The sequence below is a fragment of the Psychromonas sp. genome, from assembly GCF_983033635.1.
Map to the genome: position 1 here is coordinate 12,764 of NZ_CEZLMY010000019.1, position 17,962 is coordinate 30,725.

A 17,962-nucleotide genomic window follows, 5' to 3' on the forward strand; every position below is an offset into this window, starting at 1 on the left:
CTTATCAAAGATGCTCTGCTGAAAAGTAATGCTGAATTTGCCGCATTGGCTGATTACGAACGCAAACAAAAAATTGAAGCAGATAACCAGCAATGGATGAAAACAGCTGATATCAAGGATCCGTTTATCCAGGCGCACTTGAGCAACCCGATAGCCGAGCACCTTAAGCATCAGCAAATACTCCTGCCAGGAGAGTATGGTGAAATATTTATTACAAACCGCTATGGAGTCATGATTGCTACTACAGGCAAGCTGACCACTCTTGCGCATGCGAATAAGTACTGGTGGAAGGCTAGCTTTAATGAAGGGCAAGGGCGAATTTTTTTGGATGATCGTGGTTTTGATTCCAGTGTAAAGGGATATGTGCTTGGAGTGGTTGTGCCAATTAAGGTGAATAATGAGATTATTGGCATAATGAAAAGCAATGTGAATATCATGGGGCCGCTGACTGATATTATCCATAATTTTGCACAGCGCCATTCAGGTAAGATAAAGATAGTTCGTACGGGTGGACTCATCGTAGCCGAACGTAGTGTCGCTCCACTATCAACTCGGGTAGATGATGCTCTTGTTGAAATATTACGAAAAAAAGAAAACGGCAGCGCAATCATTGTAGAAAACAACGAAAATCAGCTGGTGGCTTATTCCCCTGTGCGAATCACCATGGGGACAGAACAATTTGCTTTTGGAGGCAGTCAGGAATCGATTGATCATATTAAAGGCAATATAGGTGATGCTTGGCATGTTGTTATCTCGCATAGTCAAAGCGAGATTATTGAAGTTGCCCATAAACTTACTTTAGTTATTACTTTTGTCGGAATTATCTTCACCTTGTTAACCGCATCTGTAGCTCTGCTTTTGGGGAAGTGGGCAGCTAAGCCAATCGTTGAGCTTGCAAATGCTGCCCAACTTATCGGTAAGGGGGATCTTGAAACTAGGGTTGCAGTGCACTCAAATGACGAGATAGGAGCTCTGGCAAAATCGCTGAACTTAATGGCGGAAAATCTGCAAAACACTATGACCTCCAGAGATAAGTTGCTCTATGAGATTGAGCAGCGCCAAAAGGTGGAAGAAAAGTTACGTCACCTTTCAACCATTGACGAGTTAACTGATGTTTATAATCGAAGGGCATTCAACGAGAAGCTGTATACGAGCATTGGCAGGGCAAAACGCCATAATGAGCCTCTTTCAATACTCCTGATTGATATCGATCATTTTAAAGTTATAAACGATTCACACGGTCATGATGTTGGCGATTTAGTCATAAAGGATTTAGCTTGTGTTGCAAATGAAAGTATTCGTCAGGAGGACATGCTGGCACGGTGGGGGGGCGAGGAATTTGCCATTTTGCTGCCACAAACCGGAAAAGATAGCGCCTTGCTATTTGCAGAACGATTACGGCAAAAAATATCTATGCATGACTTCCAACAAGTTGACCAAATTACAGTCAGTATTGGCCTTGCTGAATTTCAGGCTGATGATACTCCAGATTCGTTTGTCAAGCACGCTGACGTTGCGCTCTATCAAGCTAAAGACGGGGGAAGAAATATTGTGAAATCTTGATAATGATTGGCAAGTCAAGCCGCGGAGATAGCATTAAGATTAAAGGCGAGCTATTGATTTAATATTTGTGAAAAAGGTGGCTTGCCAATGTGTTAATTTGTCAATCATGTTTCATGAGTAGTCTCCTTTAGAATGAGGCGACATTATGTGTAAATTTTAATTTTATTGGTATATGCGCTTAACTTAGCACTTACATTTCAACGTGCTTATGTTTCGATTTATAGAAAATATCAACTTCTGGATTCGGGGCGTTATTATCCAGATTCAACAAGTCGTGTAATTGCCGGAGTATTGCAAAATGGTATGTTTAAGCAATCGTTTATTGGGTTTAACAATCAACAAAAGTATCTTATTGAAATCTGCTTTTATGATGCCCGGGTTCCGATACAAAGAGAGCTGTTATTGAAGAATAATCACTTAATATGGTGATTATACCTGCATATTTTTTCTGAGTTATCTGTACAGACATGTGAAATCAGAGCTGGTTATTTAAGCTGATTATTAACCATTGATAATTTATTTGCAGTTTTGTTCGTTTTCTATGCAGTTAAGTGTAAATAATGGAATGAAAGCGACGATTCCTGATGCTATTTACTTTCTTCTCTTGCTGAAATTTAGGTGGGTTGCTAAAGTATGTTATTAATTTATTTTTTAGCTATTTTGGAAAATTTTCATGTTTAAAATGTTTCGAGGTATGTTTTCTAACGATCTATCGATCGATTTGGGAACCGCAAACACACTTATTTATGTAAAAGATCAAGGTATCGTATTAGATGAGCCTTCAGTTGTTGCTATCCGTTTAGATAAAAACGGTGCAGGCAAAAGTGTAGCTGCAGTCGGGCATGATGCAAAACTGATGCTAGGTAAAACACCTGGTAATATTCAAGCGATTCGTCCAATGAAAGATGGCGTGATTGCAGACTTTTATATTACTGAAAAAATGCTTCAACATTTTATTAAGCAAGTACATAACAATAACTTTTTGCGCCCTAGCCCTCGTGTCTTAGTCTGTGTGCCGTGTGGTTCTACACAAGTGGAACGTCGCGCAATTCGTGAATCTGCGCAGGGAGCAGGTGCACGGGATGTATTCCTGATTGATGAGCCTATGGCTGCTGCTATCGGTGCTGGCATGCCTGTTTCTGAAGCAAAAGGTTCAATGGTTGTTGATATTGGCGGTGGTACAACAGAAGTTGCTGTTATTTCACTAAATGGCATTGTCTATTCAGCTTCTGTACGTATTGGCGGAGATAAATTTGATGAAGCCATTATCAACTATGTTCGCCGCAATTATGGCTGTACCATTGGTGAAATTACGGCTGAACGTATCAAGCACAGTATTGCGATTGCGCATCCAATCAATGATATTAAAGAGATTGAAGTACGTGGTGTGAATGTTGCAGAGGGGGTTCCTCGCAGCTTTACCCTTAACAGTAATGAAATTTTAGAAGCGCTACAAGAGCCATTAAGCGGCATTGTTTCTGCTGTTATGCTGGCATTGGAAAAGACGCCACCGGAACTTGCTGCTGATATTGCAGAACGAGGCATGGTGTTAACGGGTGGTGGTGCATTATTATGCGAGCTGGACCGCTTACTTTCAGAAGAGTCTGGTATTCCTGTTATTGTTGCTGATGATCCGCTGACCTGTGTTGCTCGTGGTGGTGGTATGGCACTAGAGATGATTGATACTTATGGTGGCGATCTGTTTAACGCAGACTAATTTAGTGCATCGTTACAAGTTGTTTGTAACGAATGTCCTTCCCTTATTTGATCGGTAATAATGAAACCTATTTTTACGCGCGGTCCCTCTTTTTTATTAAGGCTATCCATAGTGATAGCCTTTTCGCTTATATTGCTTTTATCAGACAGCCAATTTAATCTGTTTGCTTCTTTACGAATTTACCTTAACTCTTTAGTTAGTCCTGTGCAATATGTGGCAGATGCACCGCAGAAATTATTTAGTGCATTGTCTGAAAATGTAATGACACGGCAAGCTTTAAAAGAGCGTAATCAACAATTAGAGAAAGATAATTTACATCTTAAAGCGGATCGCTTATTACTGACACAATTGCAGAATGAAAATAAACAGTTACGCGAGTTATTGAATTCAAAACGTGTATTTACTAATAAACGTATGATCACTGAGGTAATGAGTTTACGCTCAGATCCTTTTACTCACCAGTTATTGATCGATAAAGGTGCGCTCGATGGAGTTTATTTAGGGCAACCTGTAATTAATGAAGATGGCGTTGTCGGGCAAGTTTCTCAAGTAGGCAGTACCACAAGTCGAGTTTTATTAATTGTCGATGCAAGTCATGGTATTCCAGTTCGGGTGCAACGTAATGATGTAGCCGCCATTGTGCACGGTAGTGGTGCCTGGAATAAGTTAAATGTGCCTTTTGTGCAGAGTAATGCCGATTTGCAAGAGGGTGACTTGTTGGTTACCTCCGGTTTAGGTGGTCGTTTTCCTGCTGGTTATCCGGTGGCAACTGTGACCCATTTTAACTATCAGGAAGGTGCGCTTTACGCCGAGGTGACGGCAACGCCCGTAGCACTCTTAGATAGAAGTCGTTATTTATTACTGTTGTGGAATGTTCACCAAGTTCAGGAATCTGATTTATCGCTTGATTCGTTGGAGTCTGAAGATGTCACTACTGAGTAATTACCGAATTATCTACAGTACTTTTTTTCTAGGGTTAATTTGCGCCATTTTCCCACTTCCGATAATCCTTAATGCATTTCGCCCCGATTGGATGATGCTTATCATTTTTTATTGGGTATTAGCTTTGCCGCATAGGGTTGGTATCGTTCACGCTTTTATAGTCGGCCTATTACTTGATCTGTTATTAGGTTCAACCTTGGGTATGCATGCATTGGTTTTTTCTATTTTAGCTTATATTGTGAGTATAAATTATCAACGCATTCGTTATTTCACCATTGTGCAAACGACGTTATTAGTGGGTTTGTTTATTTTGATTTCTAAAGTTTCCCTGTATTTGATTGCATCAAGTTTACATGAGATTGTTTTACACAAGCATTATTTTTGGTCGATATTTACCTCAATGCTAATTTGGCCGTGGTTTTTTCTATTCATGCGCTTTATTCGCATTCGTTTTAAGGTTGCTTAAATATGATTTACCTTGCTTCTAATTCACCAAGACGTGCGGAACTTCTTGGGCAAATTGCAGTTCCATTTTCTCTGCTTAAAGTCTCAATTGAAGAAAAAATAAAAGAGGGCGAATCGGCTGAAAATTATGTATTACGTTTAGCGCTTGAAAAAGCACAAGCTGGTTTTGCAAGCAGTAATAAAGACAGGCCTGTATTAGGCGCTGATACTATTGTGGTTATTGACCAGCAAATATTAGAAAAACCAGCTGATCAGGTTCACGCCAAAAAAATGCTACAACTATTATCGGGTCGTACACATCAAGTTTTTACGGCAATAGCTTTAGTTGACTCTGAGTTTTCAAAAACACGATTGGTAAAAACTGCTGTCAGTTTTAAAGTTCTAAGTGAACAGGAGATAGCTGAGTACTGGTTAAGTGGCGAACCTTTAGATAAAGCTGCGGGTTATGGTATTCAAGGTCTTGCTGGCAAGTTTGTTACAAATATCAGTGGCAGTTATAGCGCTGTTGTAGGGCTTCCTCTGTATGAAACGGAACAGCTCATTAAAGAATTTTATAGGGATTGAAAATGTCAGTTGAATTATTAATGAATATTACCCCAACCGAAACACGAGTTGCATTGATTGAAGGTGGGATTTTACAAGAGTTACATATCGAACGTCAGGCGACCAAGGGGATTGTTGGTAATATTTACAAGGGTAAAGTTAGTCGAGTATTGCCCGGTATGCAGGCTGCCTTCGTTGATATTGGATTGGAAAAAGCGGCTTTTTTACATGCTTCTGATATTGTTCCGCATACAGAATGTGTTGCTCAGACTGAAAAAGCACAGTTTAAAGTCGCTGATATTTCTGAATTAGTCCGTCAAGGACAAGATATTATGGTGCAAGTGATTAAAGATCCGCTGGGCACTAAAGGGGCGCGATTAACCACTGATATTACCGTACCTTCTCGTTATTTGGTATTTATGCCTGGTAGTGAACATGTTGGCGTTTCACAGCGAATTGACAGTGCAGAAGAGCGCGAACGTTTAAAAAGCATTACACAAGGTTGTGTTGATGAGTTAGGTGGCTTCATTATTCGCACAGCTGCTGAAGGTGCGCCTGAAGATGAGTTAGTTCATGATGCGGCTTTTTTACAACGTGTTTGGCGTAAAGTGTTGACCCGTCGTCAACGTACCAAAACAAAGAATAAATTACTGTACAGGGATTTAGGGTTAGCATTTCGTATTTTAAGAGATTTTGTAGGTAGTAAAATAGATCGCGTGCGTATTGACTCTAAACTTACCTTCACAGACCTTCAAGCGTTCACCCATGAGTTTGTACCTGAGCTTGAAGATAAAATTGAGTACTACTCAGGTGAAAGTCCAATTTTTGATCTCTTTGATGTTGAAAATGAAGTGCAACGAGCATTAGATCGAAAAGTTGAGCTTAAGTCCGGCGGTTATTTAATTATCGACCAAACGGAAGCTATGACCACTGTTGATATTAATACCGGGGCTTTTGTCGGTCACCGAAACCTTGAAGAGACTATTTTTAATACTAATATCGAAGCGACACAAGCGATTGCACGACAACTGCGGTTACGTAACTTAGGCGGCATTATTATTCTTGATTTTATCGATATGAAATCCACTGAACATAAACGTCGTGTGTTTACCAGTTTAGAGCATGCTTTAGCAAAAGATCGTGTTAAAACGCATATTAATGATTTCTCGCCGTTGGGTTTGATTGAAATGACACGCAAGCGTACCCAGGAAAGTTTGGAGCATATCTTTTGTAGTGATTGTAAGCAGTGTAATGGACGGGGTTATGTAAAGACTGTCGAAACAGTGTGTTATGAAGTGTTACGGGAAATATTACGTGTAAATCGTGCTTATGATGTGGATCGTTTTGTTGTTTACACTGCACCTGCAGTGGCGGACGCTTTGCAGGGCGATGAGTCTCATAGCCTTGGTGAACTTATTTTGTTTATGTCAAAACAGGTAGAAATTCATGCTGAGCCTTTGTATGGGCCTGAGCAATTTGATGTTGTGATGATGTAATTGGATTTATAATTGAAACATTTTACGTGTAGATGGTTGCAACGCTTTTCTGTATTGATTGCAATAAAGCTATTTATTATTGCTACTTGCTTAACTGCATTACGTATCCTCTTTGTCAGTATTGAAGATTATAAAGAAGATTTAACAAGCTGGTTAGCAAGTGAATACAATATCAATTTATCGGTTGCAGATATTTCTGCCGGTGTTGATTTCTCCGGGCTTATCTTAACCCTAAACGATATTGAGCTGGTAGACTCCGCAGATCTTCCTTTTGTACTGACACTTGATTATCTTTTTCTACATCTTGATTTCTGGAACTCTGTCACAGAGCAAAATCTTAATTTTAACCGTATCTCATTACAAGGTGTCGAGTTAACAGTAAAAAACTTGCAAGGAACTGAAAAAAAATCAGAACAATCGCTGCTTACCATCGATTCGCTACAAACTGTTTTTTTACAGCAACTCAATAAATTTTCAGTTAAAGATAGTCGTATTCATTTTAAAGATCACTTAGGTCGTAATAAAACCATTGTTATTGAAAAACTGCGTTGGTTAAATGACGGTGATTCTCACCAAGGTATTGGTAGTGCTTCATTGCCGGATAGTATGGGCTATAACTCTTTAGAGTTTGTTGTCGATCTGTTTGGAGAGCAGGGAAGTAAAGATACTCCGCTGCGAGGTGAACTTTATGCTGAAGCCGATAACCTCAATATCACCGATTATTTAACGGATCGTGTTAACCCTAATGCGCAGATACTTGATGCTGTTTTGGGTTTTCAAATTTGGGCTGAGTTTTCATTTGCTAAATTGCATCAAGTTCAGGTTGTTTTAAATGATAGCCAGCTTGCTTGGTCGCAGTCTAACAAACGGCAGAAATGGCAATTAAACAGCGGCTTATTGCAATTAAGCAATAGTGAACAAGGCTGGTTATTTGATAGCTATGATCTTGATATAGAGCAAAATAATAAAAAATTACAAGGTTTAACGTTTACTGGATATGGAACAGCTGACCATGCATCTTTTGATTTTAATGCATTAAATTTAAAAGATTTATTACCGTTTTATTTATTAAGGTCTGAATTAACAAAAGCACAGCTAGCTTCATTACGCGCATTTGATATTGATGCGGATATCAAGCATTTTTCAATTAAGAAGAATAAAGACAATAAATTACAGTTTAAAGCACAACTTAAGTCATTTAAAAACCGCCCAAAAGGCGGCGTTCCTGGGGTAAGTAATGCCAATATTGAGCTGATCGGAGGAACCTCTCAAGGTGAGCTAAACATAACCCTGCCTAAGCAGAAAATCTATTTTGATGGGCAGTTTAGTCGTGCTATGCCGGTTGAGTCCGGCTATCTTGCGCTGCAGTGGTTAGATACGCCAGCGGGCCTTAAGTTATTTAGTGAGCAGAGTTTATTAAAAACAACTGAACTAGATACAGTCACTGAATTTTCGCTGCTTTTTCCAAATAAACAGGCCAAAAACCAAAGTCCTTTTTTAAGTCTTTATAGTTATGCCTCACTTAATGATGCCAGTAAAGCACAATATTATTTCCCAATAAAAGCGATGGGGGATAATGTTTTTGGTTACCTTGAGCCAACCCTTAAGAAAGGCAAGGTAAAAGGGGCAAAAATATTATGGTATGGCGCATTTAATCATTACCCCTATAGCCAGCATAACGGTATTTTCCAGGCATGGGTGCCACTGCGTGACGCGCAGTATGATTTTTACGGACAGTGGCAGGGGTTAACTGACTTAGATTTAAATCTGTTGTTTGAAAATGACTGGTTAACCATGGATGCACTGCAAGCTTCTTTAGGAGCAATAAATGTACAAAAACTAACTGCAAAAATCGATCATCTTAACCCTGACGGTATCCTTACCATTAATGCAGATATCAGTGAAGATGCACAAAAAATAAGTAACTACCTTAAAACCTCGCCACTTAAAGAGAGTGTTGGTAAGGCATTGACGGTTATTGATGTGCAAAACGAGTTGTCTGGAAAATTGCAGTTAACTATTCCTTTTAATCGGCAGAAGCAGCAAACACAAACGGTCGGAGAAGTGACCTTAGCTAACAATAATATTAATATTGAATTCGCGGAGAACTTAGTACTACCTCTTAAAGCTGCACAAGGAAAGTTCGCTTTTATCAATGGTAACTTAACAGCAAAAAATATAGCTGCACAGCTATTTGAGCAAGATATACAAGTCTCCTTTGCCAGCACTGAAAAAAAAGCAAGCTATCAGGTTATTGCTGATATAGGTGGCGCTTGGGACTTGCAACACTTAACCAGTACCTTGCCTATGTTAGCCACTTTGCAACTGTCCGGTCTTTTAGATTGGACGGGCAATGTAAACTTTGAACATAGTCATACAGGCGGCTATCAATCTACGACAAGTTTAAATTCCTCCACGCAGGGCGTGAAAATTAAGCTTCCTGAACCATTTCACAAAAACGCATTACAGTCATGGCCAACTGATATTTTAGTTTCCAGCGATCAGAACAGCAGTACACTTAGCCTTAATATCAAAGATAAATTAGATTTCACAGGTGAGCTTAATTATCAGGGGAAGCGACAAACCATTCCCTATTTTGCCCTGAATATCGGCGCTGATAAATTAGCCGATGTTAATAACAAAAAGCATGTGATTAAGGTTGATTTAGACAAGCTAGATATTGGCAACTGGTATAAGCAATGGCAAAAATTAAATGAGCAGGAAGAGCAGCCCGTTCAATATCAGAACTTTCCCCTTTTTGAGCTGGATCAGCTCCTTGTCGACATCAAACACGCCACTCTCTTTGAGCAACCTTTAACCGCTTTAAAAGTGAATGCAGTTAATGACAAGCAAAAATGGTCTGCGGATATTTACTCTGATAATTTGCAAGCAGATCTTGAATACCGTTTTGGTGTGCCAGTGCGACTTGATTTTGATATCAAAAAACTTAATTTCCAATCGATGGATTTATCGACGCTCAATGAGCAGCAAGCATCTGTTAGCAATAAAAAAATGCAGCAAAGTAATAATTTGCTAGAAGATTACCCTGAAATTTTTGCTAAATGTGCAACATGTATTTATGGTGATTTCGACTTTTCGCCACTTGAGTTACACCTTTATCCAACCAAAAGCAGACTTAATATTGATTATATTAACCTTGGAACGGAAAATGAGTTTACGCATATATCCGGGGTATGGGATCAACGTCGTACTAATATGATTGTTGATATGCGTGCCGATAAAAATAATAGCTTAATAAAACGTTTGGGCTTTGCCAGTCCTGTTGTTTATAAAAAAGCGGAAGCAAGTGGTGCTTTTAACTGGATAGGGGCACCTTGGCAGTTTAATTTTGACTCCTTAAACGGCGCTTTTTCTTCTCAACTAAAAGATGGCTCAATTACCGAGGTAAGCGATAGCGGCGCGCGATTATTAAGTATTTTCAGTCTTGATGGTATACGCCGTACACTCAATCTTGAGTTTAATAATGTTTTTGCTAAAGGCTTTAATTTTGACGATTTTACACTATCGGGCAATATCACAGATGGCATAATTAAAAATGAGGATTTTTATTTAAATGGCTCTGCTGGCAAGATCACTGGTAATGGGCTGATCGATTTACCAAACAATGATACTAATTATAAATTTAATTACAGCCCAGCGGTGACATCAAGCTTGCCTGTATTGACCGCCTTTGCAATTAATCCATTGACTGGTGCTGCTGTCTTGCTGATGACAAAAATTCTAGAGCCGGTCGTCGAGACGATTATCCGTGTCGATTTTTCTGTAAAAGGCCCGCTTAAGGATCCAGAGATAAAATTAATCAGCAGGCAGAAAGGTAAGGTTAAACTGCAAAATAGTGAAGTGCTTGAAGAGATAAACGAGCGGCAGTTAAAAAGTGACTATGGTGATCCTCGTGATTAATAATTTATCTGCCATTCAGATGGTCAGTGTTAGCTCTCCGGCAACGAATTTATCCTGTTTGAAAAAGTTGTTAGAGAAGTTGTCTCCAGCTGCAAATCAGTTAGTTTTATTACCGGAGAATGCGCTGAGTTTTGCAGATAAAAAGACCTATTTATCATTAGCTGAAAACTTAGGAGATGGTTATTTTCAATCTCAATTAGGAAATTTAGCAAAACAGTATCAATGTTATTTAGTGTGTGGCAGTTTCCCGATTAAAAGCAGGCAAAGCGATAAGATCTTTACCACAAGTTTGGTTTTTTCACCGCAGGGTAAATTAATCAGCCATTATCATAAAATTCATCTGTTTGATGCCTTGGTTACAGATCAAAAAGGGCTGTATAAGGAATCTGATACCTTTATTGCCGGTCAGGATATTCAGCTATTTGATTATTGGCTCGATTCTTCAGTTTCAGTCAAAGTTGGCCTGGCTATCTGTTATGATTTACGTTTTCCCGCTCTGTTTCAAACGTTACGTGCACAAGGGGCTGATATTATATTATTACCCGCCGCTTTTACTAAAGTAACTGGAGAGGCGCATTGGCTTCCTTTGCTGCAAGCTCGAGCGATTGAAAACCAATGTTATATTATCGCCGCTAATCAAGGTGGTTTACACCCGTGTGGCCGAGAAACATTTGGGCATTCGATGATCATTTCTCCGTGGGGAGAAGTGCTTAGCCAACTGCAATTAGGGGAAGGTGTTATTCAAGCTCCATTTGCAAAGCAACTCCTTGAAAAAGTTCGCCAGGCAATGCCTGTTATATTGCACAATCGTTTTACAAATTCATTAGATAAATGATTTAGTTTAGTTTTTAAAAAGTTTAAAGGAAATAGGTATGTCTTTCGATCAAGTTTGTGAACGATTTTTAGCACCTGCACAATTACAAATTAGCGATTTAGAATCGCAACTCGCGCGTATTTGTACCCCGCAAATAGATTATGCAGATTTCTATTTTCAAGCAAGTCGCCATGAGTCATGGTTATTAGAAGACGGTATTGTTAAAGACGGCAGTTACAATATCGAAAAAGGCGTGGGTATTCGCGCAGTATCCGGTGAAAAAACAGGTTTTGCTTATTCCGACCAAATATCGGCAAAAGCGATTGCTGAGGCAGCAAATGCAGCTCGAAGCATTGTTAAAAGTGGTCAGGAAAAACAGGTTAAATTACTTTTACCAACACAATCGCCTCTAATTTATGGTCAGTCAGATCCACTTAATAGTTTGTCGCAAGATAAAAAAATTGAGCTTTTAAAACAAGTTGATATTTTTACACGTGCGCTTGATCCTGCTGTGTGTGAAGTGACCGTATCACTAAATGCGGTTTATGAAGAGATTTTAGTTGCCGCCAGTGATGGCACATTTGCGACTGATATTCGTCCACTGGTACGTTTTAGCTGTTCAGTTTTAATTGAAAAACAGGGGAAACGGGAACGAGGCAGTGCCGGTGGTGGTGGACGTTTCGATTTAGACTATTTCACCGATACCCTTGAAGGAGAAGCAAAAGCTTTTTCCTATGCTAAAGAGGCATTACGTCAAGCGCTTATCAATATTGATGCGATTGAGGCACCTGCAGGCTCAATGCCTGTTATTGTGGGGGCGGGTTGGCCTGGCGTTTTATTGCATGAGGCGGTTGGCCATGGTTTAGAAGGGGACTTTAACCGTAAAGGTTCGTCAGCATATTCAGGTTGTATTGGTCAACAAGTCGCTTCAAAGCATTGCACCGTTATTGATGACGGCACCATTAAAGATCGTCGTGGCTCACTCAATATCGATGATGAAGGTACAAAAGGGCAACGTAACGTTTTAATCGAAAACGGTATTTTGAAAGGTTATATGCAGGATAAATTAAATGCGCGCCTGATGGGAGTGGCTCCGACAGGTAATGGTCGCCGTGAATCTTACGCACATTTACCACTGCCTCGCATGACCAATACCTTTATGCTTAACGGTGATTGTGAACATGAAGAATTAATAAGCAGTGTTAAAAAAGGTATTTACGCATCCAACTTTGGCGGCGGTCAGGTTGATATCACTTCTGGTAAATTTGTTTTCTCAGCTTCTGAAGCGTATCTGATTGAAGATGGTAAAGTCACAGCACCGATCAAAGGGGCAACATTAATCGGTAATGGATTTGATGCGATGCAGCAGATCTCAATGGTTGCCAATAATATGTGCCTTGATTCCGGTATTGGCGTGTGTGGTAAAGAAGGGCAAAGCATACCAGTCGGTGTCGGCCAACCTTCACTGAAAATCGATCAGCTGACCGTTGGTGGTACGAGTTAGATTAACTCAAAAAGTAACGGAGTAGAGGATTTAATTAGCACTAAAGCTCACTGCAACGAACTAAATAACCTTGTAAACAGAGCCTGCTATTCCCAATTTGCTGAGAATAGCTGCCTCTATACCCAAGCTACCTCAAGATGCAAGAGTCAGCAAGTCGATAAATGATGAAATTCTAGGCAGAAGGTTGATGATCTAGTCACTCTAAATCAAAACCTTCTAACAACGAAGATCATCGTTTATCGTCTTGCCCTTCGGGAGTTTCGCCCGAGAGCTAGCACTGCGTTGCAACACTTGAAAAGGGAATACCATTCTCATCATGTTGCGCCTTATTCTAGCATCCGGGCGAAGCTCTGAATTAGCATATTGAGGTAGTTTGGGTATAACAGTTCGATTGAAGTTGTTTTCTACCATTAACTAACGTTTACTTCGTTCAATCTCATCAATCTCATCAACCTCATCAACCGTTTTATGGTTATGAGCAGTTTTATTAATTACTCTTCCTGAGATGCAGAATGAACAGCTGTATAACCTAATTGTTATAAGCTGGAATTGGAAAGTGGATAATATATAAGATGCTATAGTATAAGGGGATCTTTATTCAACAAGCTGGGGGCCATAGTTGTAGCGTGTAAATATTTTGGAGCCCTTTAGGTAATTCATAAATTCTAGGAAAATAACCATGAAAATTATTGGATTTGCAGCAAGTAACCACAAAAAATCAATCAACAATCAACTTGTTAAGTATGCATCTCAATTTCTAAAGAAGCATGATGTGGAAATTTTGAATTTAAATGATTATGAACTGCCTTTATATAGTCAAGACAAAGAAGAAGAGATCGGACACCCTGAAATAGCCAAGGATTTTTTAGCTAAGTTACGTGGAAGTGACGGCATTATTATCTCTTTCGCCGAGCATAATGGCTCTTATACCGTTGCATATAAAAATTTATTTGACTGGTGCTCTCGTATCGAGCCTAAAGTTTTTCAGCATAAACCAATGGTTCTTTTATCTACGTCTCCGGGGGCTATGGGGGGAGCCAGTGTATTAGCTACTGCTGTGCAATCAGCCCCATATTTTGACGGTATAGTTAAAGCTAGTTTATCTGTACCTAATTTTTATGAGAATTTTGATTCAGAAAAGCAACTGCTAAAGCACCCTGAACTAAATGAACAGTTTAAAGATGCAATTAGCCATTTAAATCATTTGAGATAAAATGCTGGTCAGCATTGCAATTAAAATAATCTTAATTTCTTAAAGTCTTAAGGTAAAAAAAAAGGAAACTGACTGAGTAGTCACTTTCCTTTTCTATCGAAGGTCAAATTTTGCCTTAAATGCAATATTTGACCTTTTTATAAATAAGTAAGTTAATTAATTACTTATTTAGGATCTGCTAATAGCTCTGCGCTGCCTTCATAAGTGAATACATCTTCACCAAATTTTGCACGAGAGTAAGAGTGATCTAGGCCGCCTAGATCTTTTGAATTGCCCATGTGAACAATAAATTTGAACTCTTTCCAGTCATCACCTTTTAGAGGAATAACGTAGTAAGCGCCATGTGTTTCAGAAACACCTGTTAGAGGAAATGCGTCATACCAACTTGTTGCTTCTTTAACATCGCCAGACCAAAGGTGTAGACCCCAATCTGTGTACTCGTTATCATCACGTTTGTAATAGATAACAGCTTCACTTGGACCCGGCGTGTATAAGCCTGGGATAGTGTTTGCACTAGAAGTTTCTTCTACTGCAATTTCTTCTGCTACTGGCTCATCAGCTGCTGGAGTTGAAGAACAGCCTACTACCGCGATTGCTGCAAAAGCTGCTAGTAAATGTCTAAATTTCATAAAATATCCTTATTGTTTCGTTTATAGTTTTTTTTGTCGTTCAAAGAACTTATGAGAAAAGCATACTTATATTTAATAAGCAGGCAGTCCTACTAGCGTTCGATAATTTACCTAAAGTCCAATAAAGCAGATTGGTTTGTTTAGGTTCAGCTAGGATAAGTCAAAGAATCTCTTGATACAAAACAACTGTGAGTAATTTGTTGGAAATAGTGATCAAAGATTAGTTTTTGATAATTACTATCCAGTAAATTCTTTATGTTTGAGCTGGTTAGCAGAATATTTTGAGACTGGCTATTGAAGGTGGCATTATACAAAAAATTATTTATAGCCATAAAACATGCCGCCTATTCTTAATCTTATAAAGGTAATATCAGTCCTAGTAGAACAGTTTAGAACTGATATCACCTGTTAATTAATAAGTTTATTGCTGGAGTTATTAAAGCGCTTCTGCGACAGCTTGTACTTTTGTACTTCTCGATATTAAGCTATAACCGATTACAACAATAGTCGCTTGAGTTGCCATTACAGCTGTCATTGCAATAACACCATAGCTGCTAAAAGCAGATACTACACCACTTGCCACTACGCAGAGCATCAGCTGTAAAAAGTTCATTAAACCTGCTGCACAAGCACTATTTTCTTTGAACTCTAATAACGCTGCGTTGGCAACTAAAGGATAAATTGCACCATTTGCCATCGCCATAAAGCACATTGGAATTAATAACGGAACAATACTGTTAATATTAAAGCTTGTTGCTACGATAAACATAACGATAACGCTTACGATAAATTGTTTTAATAACCATGGAAGTATCTGTTTCGGCTCTAGTTTATTTAATAGTATTCGACAACTATAACCACCAATAATGAATGCAATTGTTTGCGGCAGGAAACTAAGCCCGATATCTGCACCCGAATACCCCATGCTTGTCATCACAAAAGGTGAGCCCGTTAACCAAGCAAAAAAAGCAGCTGAACAAGCAGAGTAAATAATCATATTTCCCGTGAATATTTTTGACCTTATGATCTTTATGTATTCCTGCTTGATATTCAGTGGTTTTAAATTAACTGTTTTTTCATCGTTTTCTTGGGATGATTTCGACTGAGTGCTATTAAAGTTTATTAAACTGCTTCGAAGAAGCAGAGTTGCCCCAATTAATACTAAGGTATAAAAAATGCTTTGCCATCCAAAGTTTGATTCAAGCATAGCACCCACTAATGGGGCTAAAGCAGGTGATAATGCAACCAAAGGCATAATGGTTGCGAAGATACGTTGAGAGGTGTTTGAATCATATTTTTCGACAACAAATGATTGCCAGATAATGGTTGAGCCACATGCCCCTAGCGCCTGTATAAACCGGCCTAACAGTAAGCATTCAATACTGTAGGAAAAAGCGCAAATAATGCTGCCAATACTGAAAATGACTAAGCTGCTGCATAATACGAGCTTTTTACCAAAGCGGTTAGTTAATGGCCCGTATACAAGTTGAGCACCCGCCATACCGAACAAAAACAGTGTTAATGACCAGCCGATCATCTGTTTGCTGGTTTGTAAATCATGGCGAATAATATCAAAAGCTGGCAAGTACATATCTGTTGCTAAAAATCCCAGCATACTTAAACCGGCTAACCAAACATAGGGAACCGTTATCTTTTTTTCTTTCATCTCTATCTCTTCAGTAAAAAATTTCGGCTAGTTTATTCTTGCTATTTAGTGCTGTGAAACGGTATATTTTAACCTTTCCTTTCAAAAAAATTGATGTGTATGTTTTCTCACCAAGATCTTGTTGTTATTGATGCGGTAGCAAGGCGCGGCAGCTTTTCTGCTGCGGCTGATGAACTGCATAAAGTGCCCAGTGCTATTAGCTATACAGTAAAATCTATCGAAAAGAAGTTAACCGTGATTCTCTTTAAACGCTTGCATCGCAAAGTGGAACTCACACCTGCTGGAGTCTATTTTGTTGAGCAGGTGCGTTTTTTGTTGAAGCAGATGGATGATCTTAAGTTTCGGACTCAACGTGTCGCCAATGGCTGGCAAAGTAGTGTATCGATTGCATTAGATAATGTGGTTAGAGAGGCGAGTGTAAATCAGTTAGTGCGAGATTTTTACGATCAATTTCCTGATGTTGAGCTGTTACTGACTATGGAAGTTTTTAATGGTGTATGGGATGCATTAGCAGACGGACGTGCAGATATTGCCATTGGGGCGACTACAGCCATTCCGATTACTGGAAATATATCCTATCGCGCGATGGGGGCCCTTTCATGGGATTTTGTGATCAGTGCTGATCATGCTCTAGCTAAGCGAAAGCAACCACTTGATGAAGATGATCTCATTCAATACCCGTTTATCTGTTTAGATGATAGTTCCCGTAAGTTACCTAAACGCACCACTTGGTTGCTGGATAATCAAAGACGTTTGGTGGTACCAAATTGGCACAGTGCAGAGCAGTGTTTTATTGCAGGGCTTGGTATCGGGTTGATGCCATCACACCGCTCTGCACCATTGCTTGCTCAGGGGGTGCTTGTCAAAAGAGAATTGCTTAAACCTCGCCCTGATAGTCCCTGTTGCCTAGCGTGGAATAATGATAGCTTAAATCCGCCTGTAAATTGGTTATTAAATTATTTAGGTGACAGCGAAAAACTGCATGCGCAATGGCTTCGGTGAGCTGTTTTGGTAACAAAAAAACCACTTAACAAAAGTGGCTTTTTTTATCCGCTGTGTCTCGCCCTGAAAATCGTCAACGTATTTTAGGACTAGACACAGCATTATTTAATCAGACTTATTTATAAAGCTTCTATATCAACTAAAGACTGTGTAAATTCAGGCAGATCAATCTCCAAATCATCATCTTCACCAAGCCAGTTAATGCCGATAACAACACCGTCTTCAACCAGATCATCAATCCAGAACTCAAGCCAGTCAGCTAAAGTAATTGCTGTAGCAACATAATCTTTCCACTCTTCAGTGCAGTGTTGTGCAGCAAGCTCTTCGCTAGACCAAAGTGGCATCACTTCTGTCTCTTCATAGTTTAGAGAGTCAAGCACAACCCAATCTTCACTTTTTTTATCTTGCAGTGCCCAAAGCAGTTGTGTTGGTTTTACTTCAGCTAAAAATGTAACCAGTGTTTGATTGTTATCTTTCATTGTTTCTT

Annotated in this window: 14 protein-coding genes; 11 read left to right on the forward strand and 3 right to left on the reverse strand. The window is 39.3% G+C overall.

Going from position 1 to position 17,962, the window contains the following annotated elements; genetic code table 11:
* From AC4GME_RS04375 to AC4GME_RS04420, 10 genes are all read left to right on the forward strand, one after another.
* On the forward strand, nt 1-1,563 hold a 1,563-nt coding region (locus tag AC4GME_RS04375), incomplete at its 5' end, for a diguanylate cyclase (protein WP_490379054.1).
* Nucleotides 1,564-2,236: 673 nt separating this feature from the next.
* A complete protein-coding gene (locus tag AC4GME_RS04380; protein ID WP_490376526.1) occupies nt 2,237-3,280 on the forward strand; it encodes a rod shape-determining protein in 1,044 nt (347 codons plus the stop codon).
* 111 nt (nt 3,281-3,391) lie between these two features.
* Entirely contained in the window at nt 3,392-4,222 is an 831-nt protein-coding gene (gene mreC / locus AC4GME_RS04385) for a rod shape-determining protein MreC (protein ID WP_490379055.1), read from the forward strand.
* Nucleotides 4,206-4,688, forward strand: coding sequence for a rod shape-determining protein MreD (gene mreD, locus AC4GME_RS04390; protein ID WP_490379056.1), 483 nt, complete (start codon nt 4,206-4,208; stop codon nt 4,686-4,688). The genes mreC and mreD overlap by 17 nt, the downstream gene beginning before the upstream one ends.
* Before the next feature lie 2 nt (nt 4,689-4,690).
* On the forward strand, nt 4,691-5,251 hold the full coding sequence (locus tag AC4GME_RS04395; RefSeq protein ID WP_490376529.1) for a Maf family protein: 561 nt from the start codon (nt 4,691-4,693) through the stop codon (nt 5,249-5,251).
* A 2-nt stretch (nt 5,252-5,253) separates the two neighbouring features.
* The gene (gene rng / locus AC4GME_RS04400; protein ID WP_490376530.1) at nt 5,254-6,726 is read left to right on the forward strand and encodes a ribonuclease G; all 1,473 of its coding nucleotides are present in this window, start codon (nt 5,254-5,256) and stop codon (nt 6,724-6,726) included.
* A gap of 12 nt (nt 6,727-6,738) precedes the next feature.
* Nucleotides 6,739-10,647: a YhdP family protein gene (locus AC4GME_RS04405; protein ID WP_490376531.1), complete on the forward strand. Its 3,909-nt coding sequence runs from the start codon at nt 6,739-6,741 to the stop codon at nt 10,645-10,647.
* Entirely contained in the window at nt 10,640-11,482 is an 843-nt protein-coding gene (locus AC4GME_RS04410; protein ID WP_490376532.1) for a carbon-nitrogen hydrolase family protein, read from the forward strand. The genes AC4GME_RS04405 and AC4GME_RS04410 overlap by 8 nt, the downstream gene beginning before the upstream one ends.
* A gap of 37 nt (nt 11,483-11,519) precedes the next feature.
* Nucleotides 11,520-12,965 (forward strand): metalloprotease TldD, encoded by a 1,446-nt coding sequence (gene tldD, locus AC4GME_RS04415; RefSeq protein WP_490376533.1) that lies wholly within the window; start codon nt 11,520-11,522, stop codon nt 12,963-12,965.
* A 679-nt stretch (nt 12,966-13,644) separates the two neighbouring features.
* Entirely contained in the window at nt 13,645-14,178 is a 534-nt protein-coding gene (locus tag AC4GME_RS04420) for an NADPH-dependent FMN reductase (protein ID WP_490379057.1), read from the forward strand.
* A gap of 164 nt (nt 14,179-14,342) precedes the next feature.
* On the opposite strand, the gene AC4GME_RS04425 is transcribed toward AC4GME_RS04420, so the two are convergent.
* Together AC4GME_RS04425 and punC are read right to left on the reverse strand one after the other, a co-directional pair.
* Nucleotides 14,343-14,807, reverse strand: coding sequence for a pullulanase-associated domain-containing protein (locus AC4GME_RS04425; protein ID WP_490376719.1), 465 nt, complete (start codon nt 14,805-14,807; stop codon nt 14,343-14,345).
* A gap of 436 nt (nt 14,808-15,243) precedes the next feature.
* Nucleotides 15,244-16,473 (reverse strand): purine nucleoside transporter PunC, encoded by a 1,230-nt coding sequence (punC, locus tag AC4GME_RS04430; RefSeq protein WP_490376720.1) that lies wholly within the window; start codon nt 16,471-16,473, stop codon nt 15,244-15,246.
* A 99-nt stretch (nt 16,474-16,572) separates the two neighbouring features.
* Here punC and punR point away from each other — a divergent pair, with 99 nt between their 5' ends.
* Nucleotides 16,573-17,475, forward strand: a complete 903-nt coding sequence (gene punR, locus AC4GME_RS04435) for a DNA-binding transcriptional activator PunR (protein ID WP_490376721.1) — start codon at nt 16,573-16,575, stop codon at nt 17,473-17,475.
* A 119-nt stretch (nt 17,476-17,594) separates the two neighbouring features.
* Here punR and AC4GME_RS04440 read toward each other — a convergent pair whose 3' ends face one another.
* Nucleotides 17,595-17,954: a DUF2750 domain-containing protein gene (locus tag AC4GME_RS04440; protein ID WP_490376722.1), complete on the reverse strand. Its 360-nt coding sequence runs from the start codon at nt 17,952-17,954 to the stop codon at nt 17,595-17,597.
* Between the last annotated feature and the right edge of the window lie 8 nt (nt 17,955-17,962).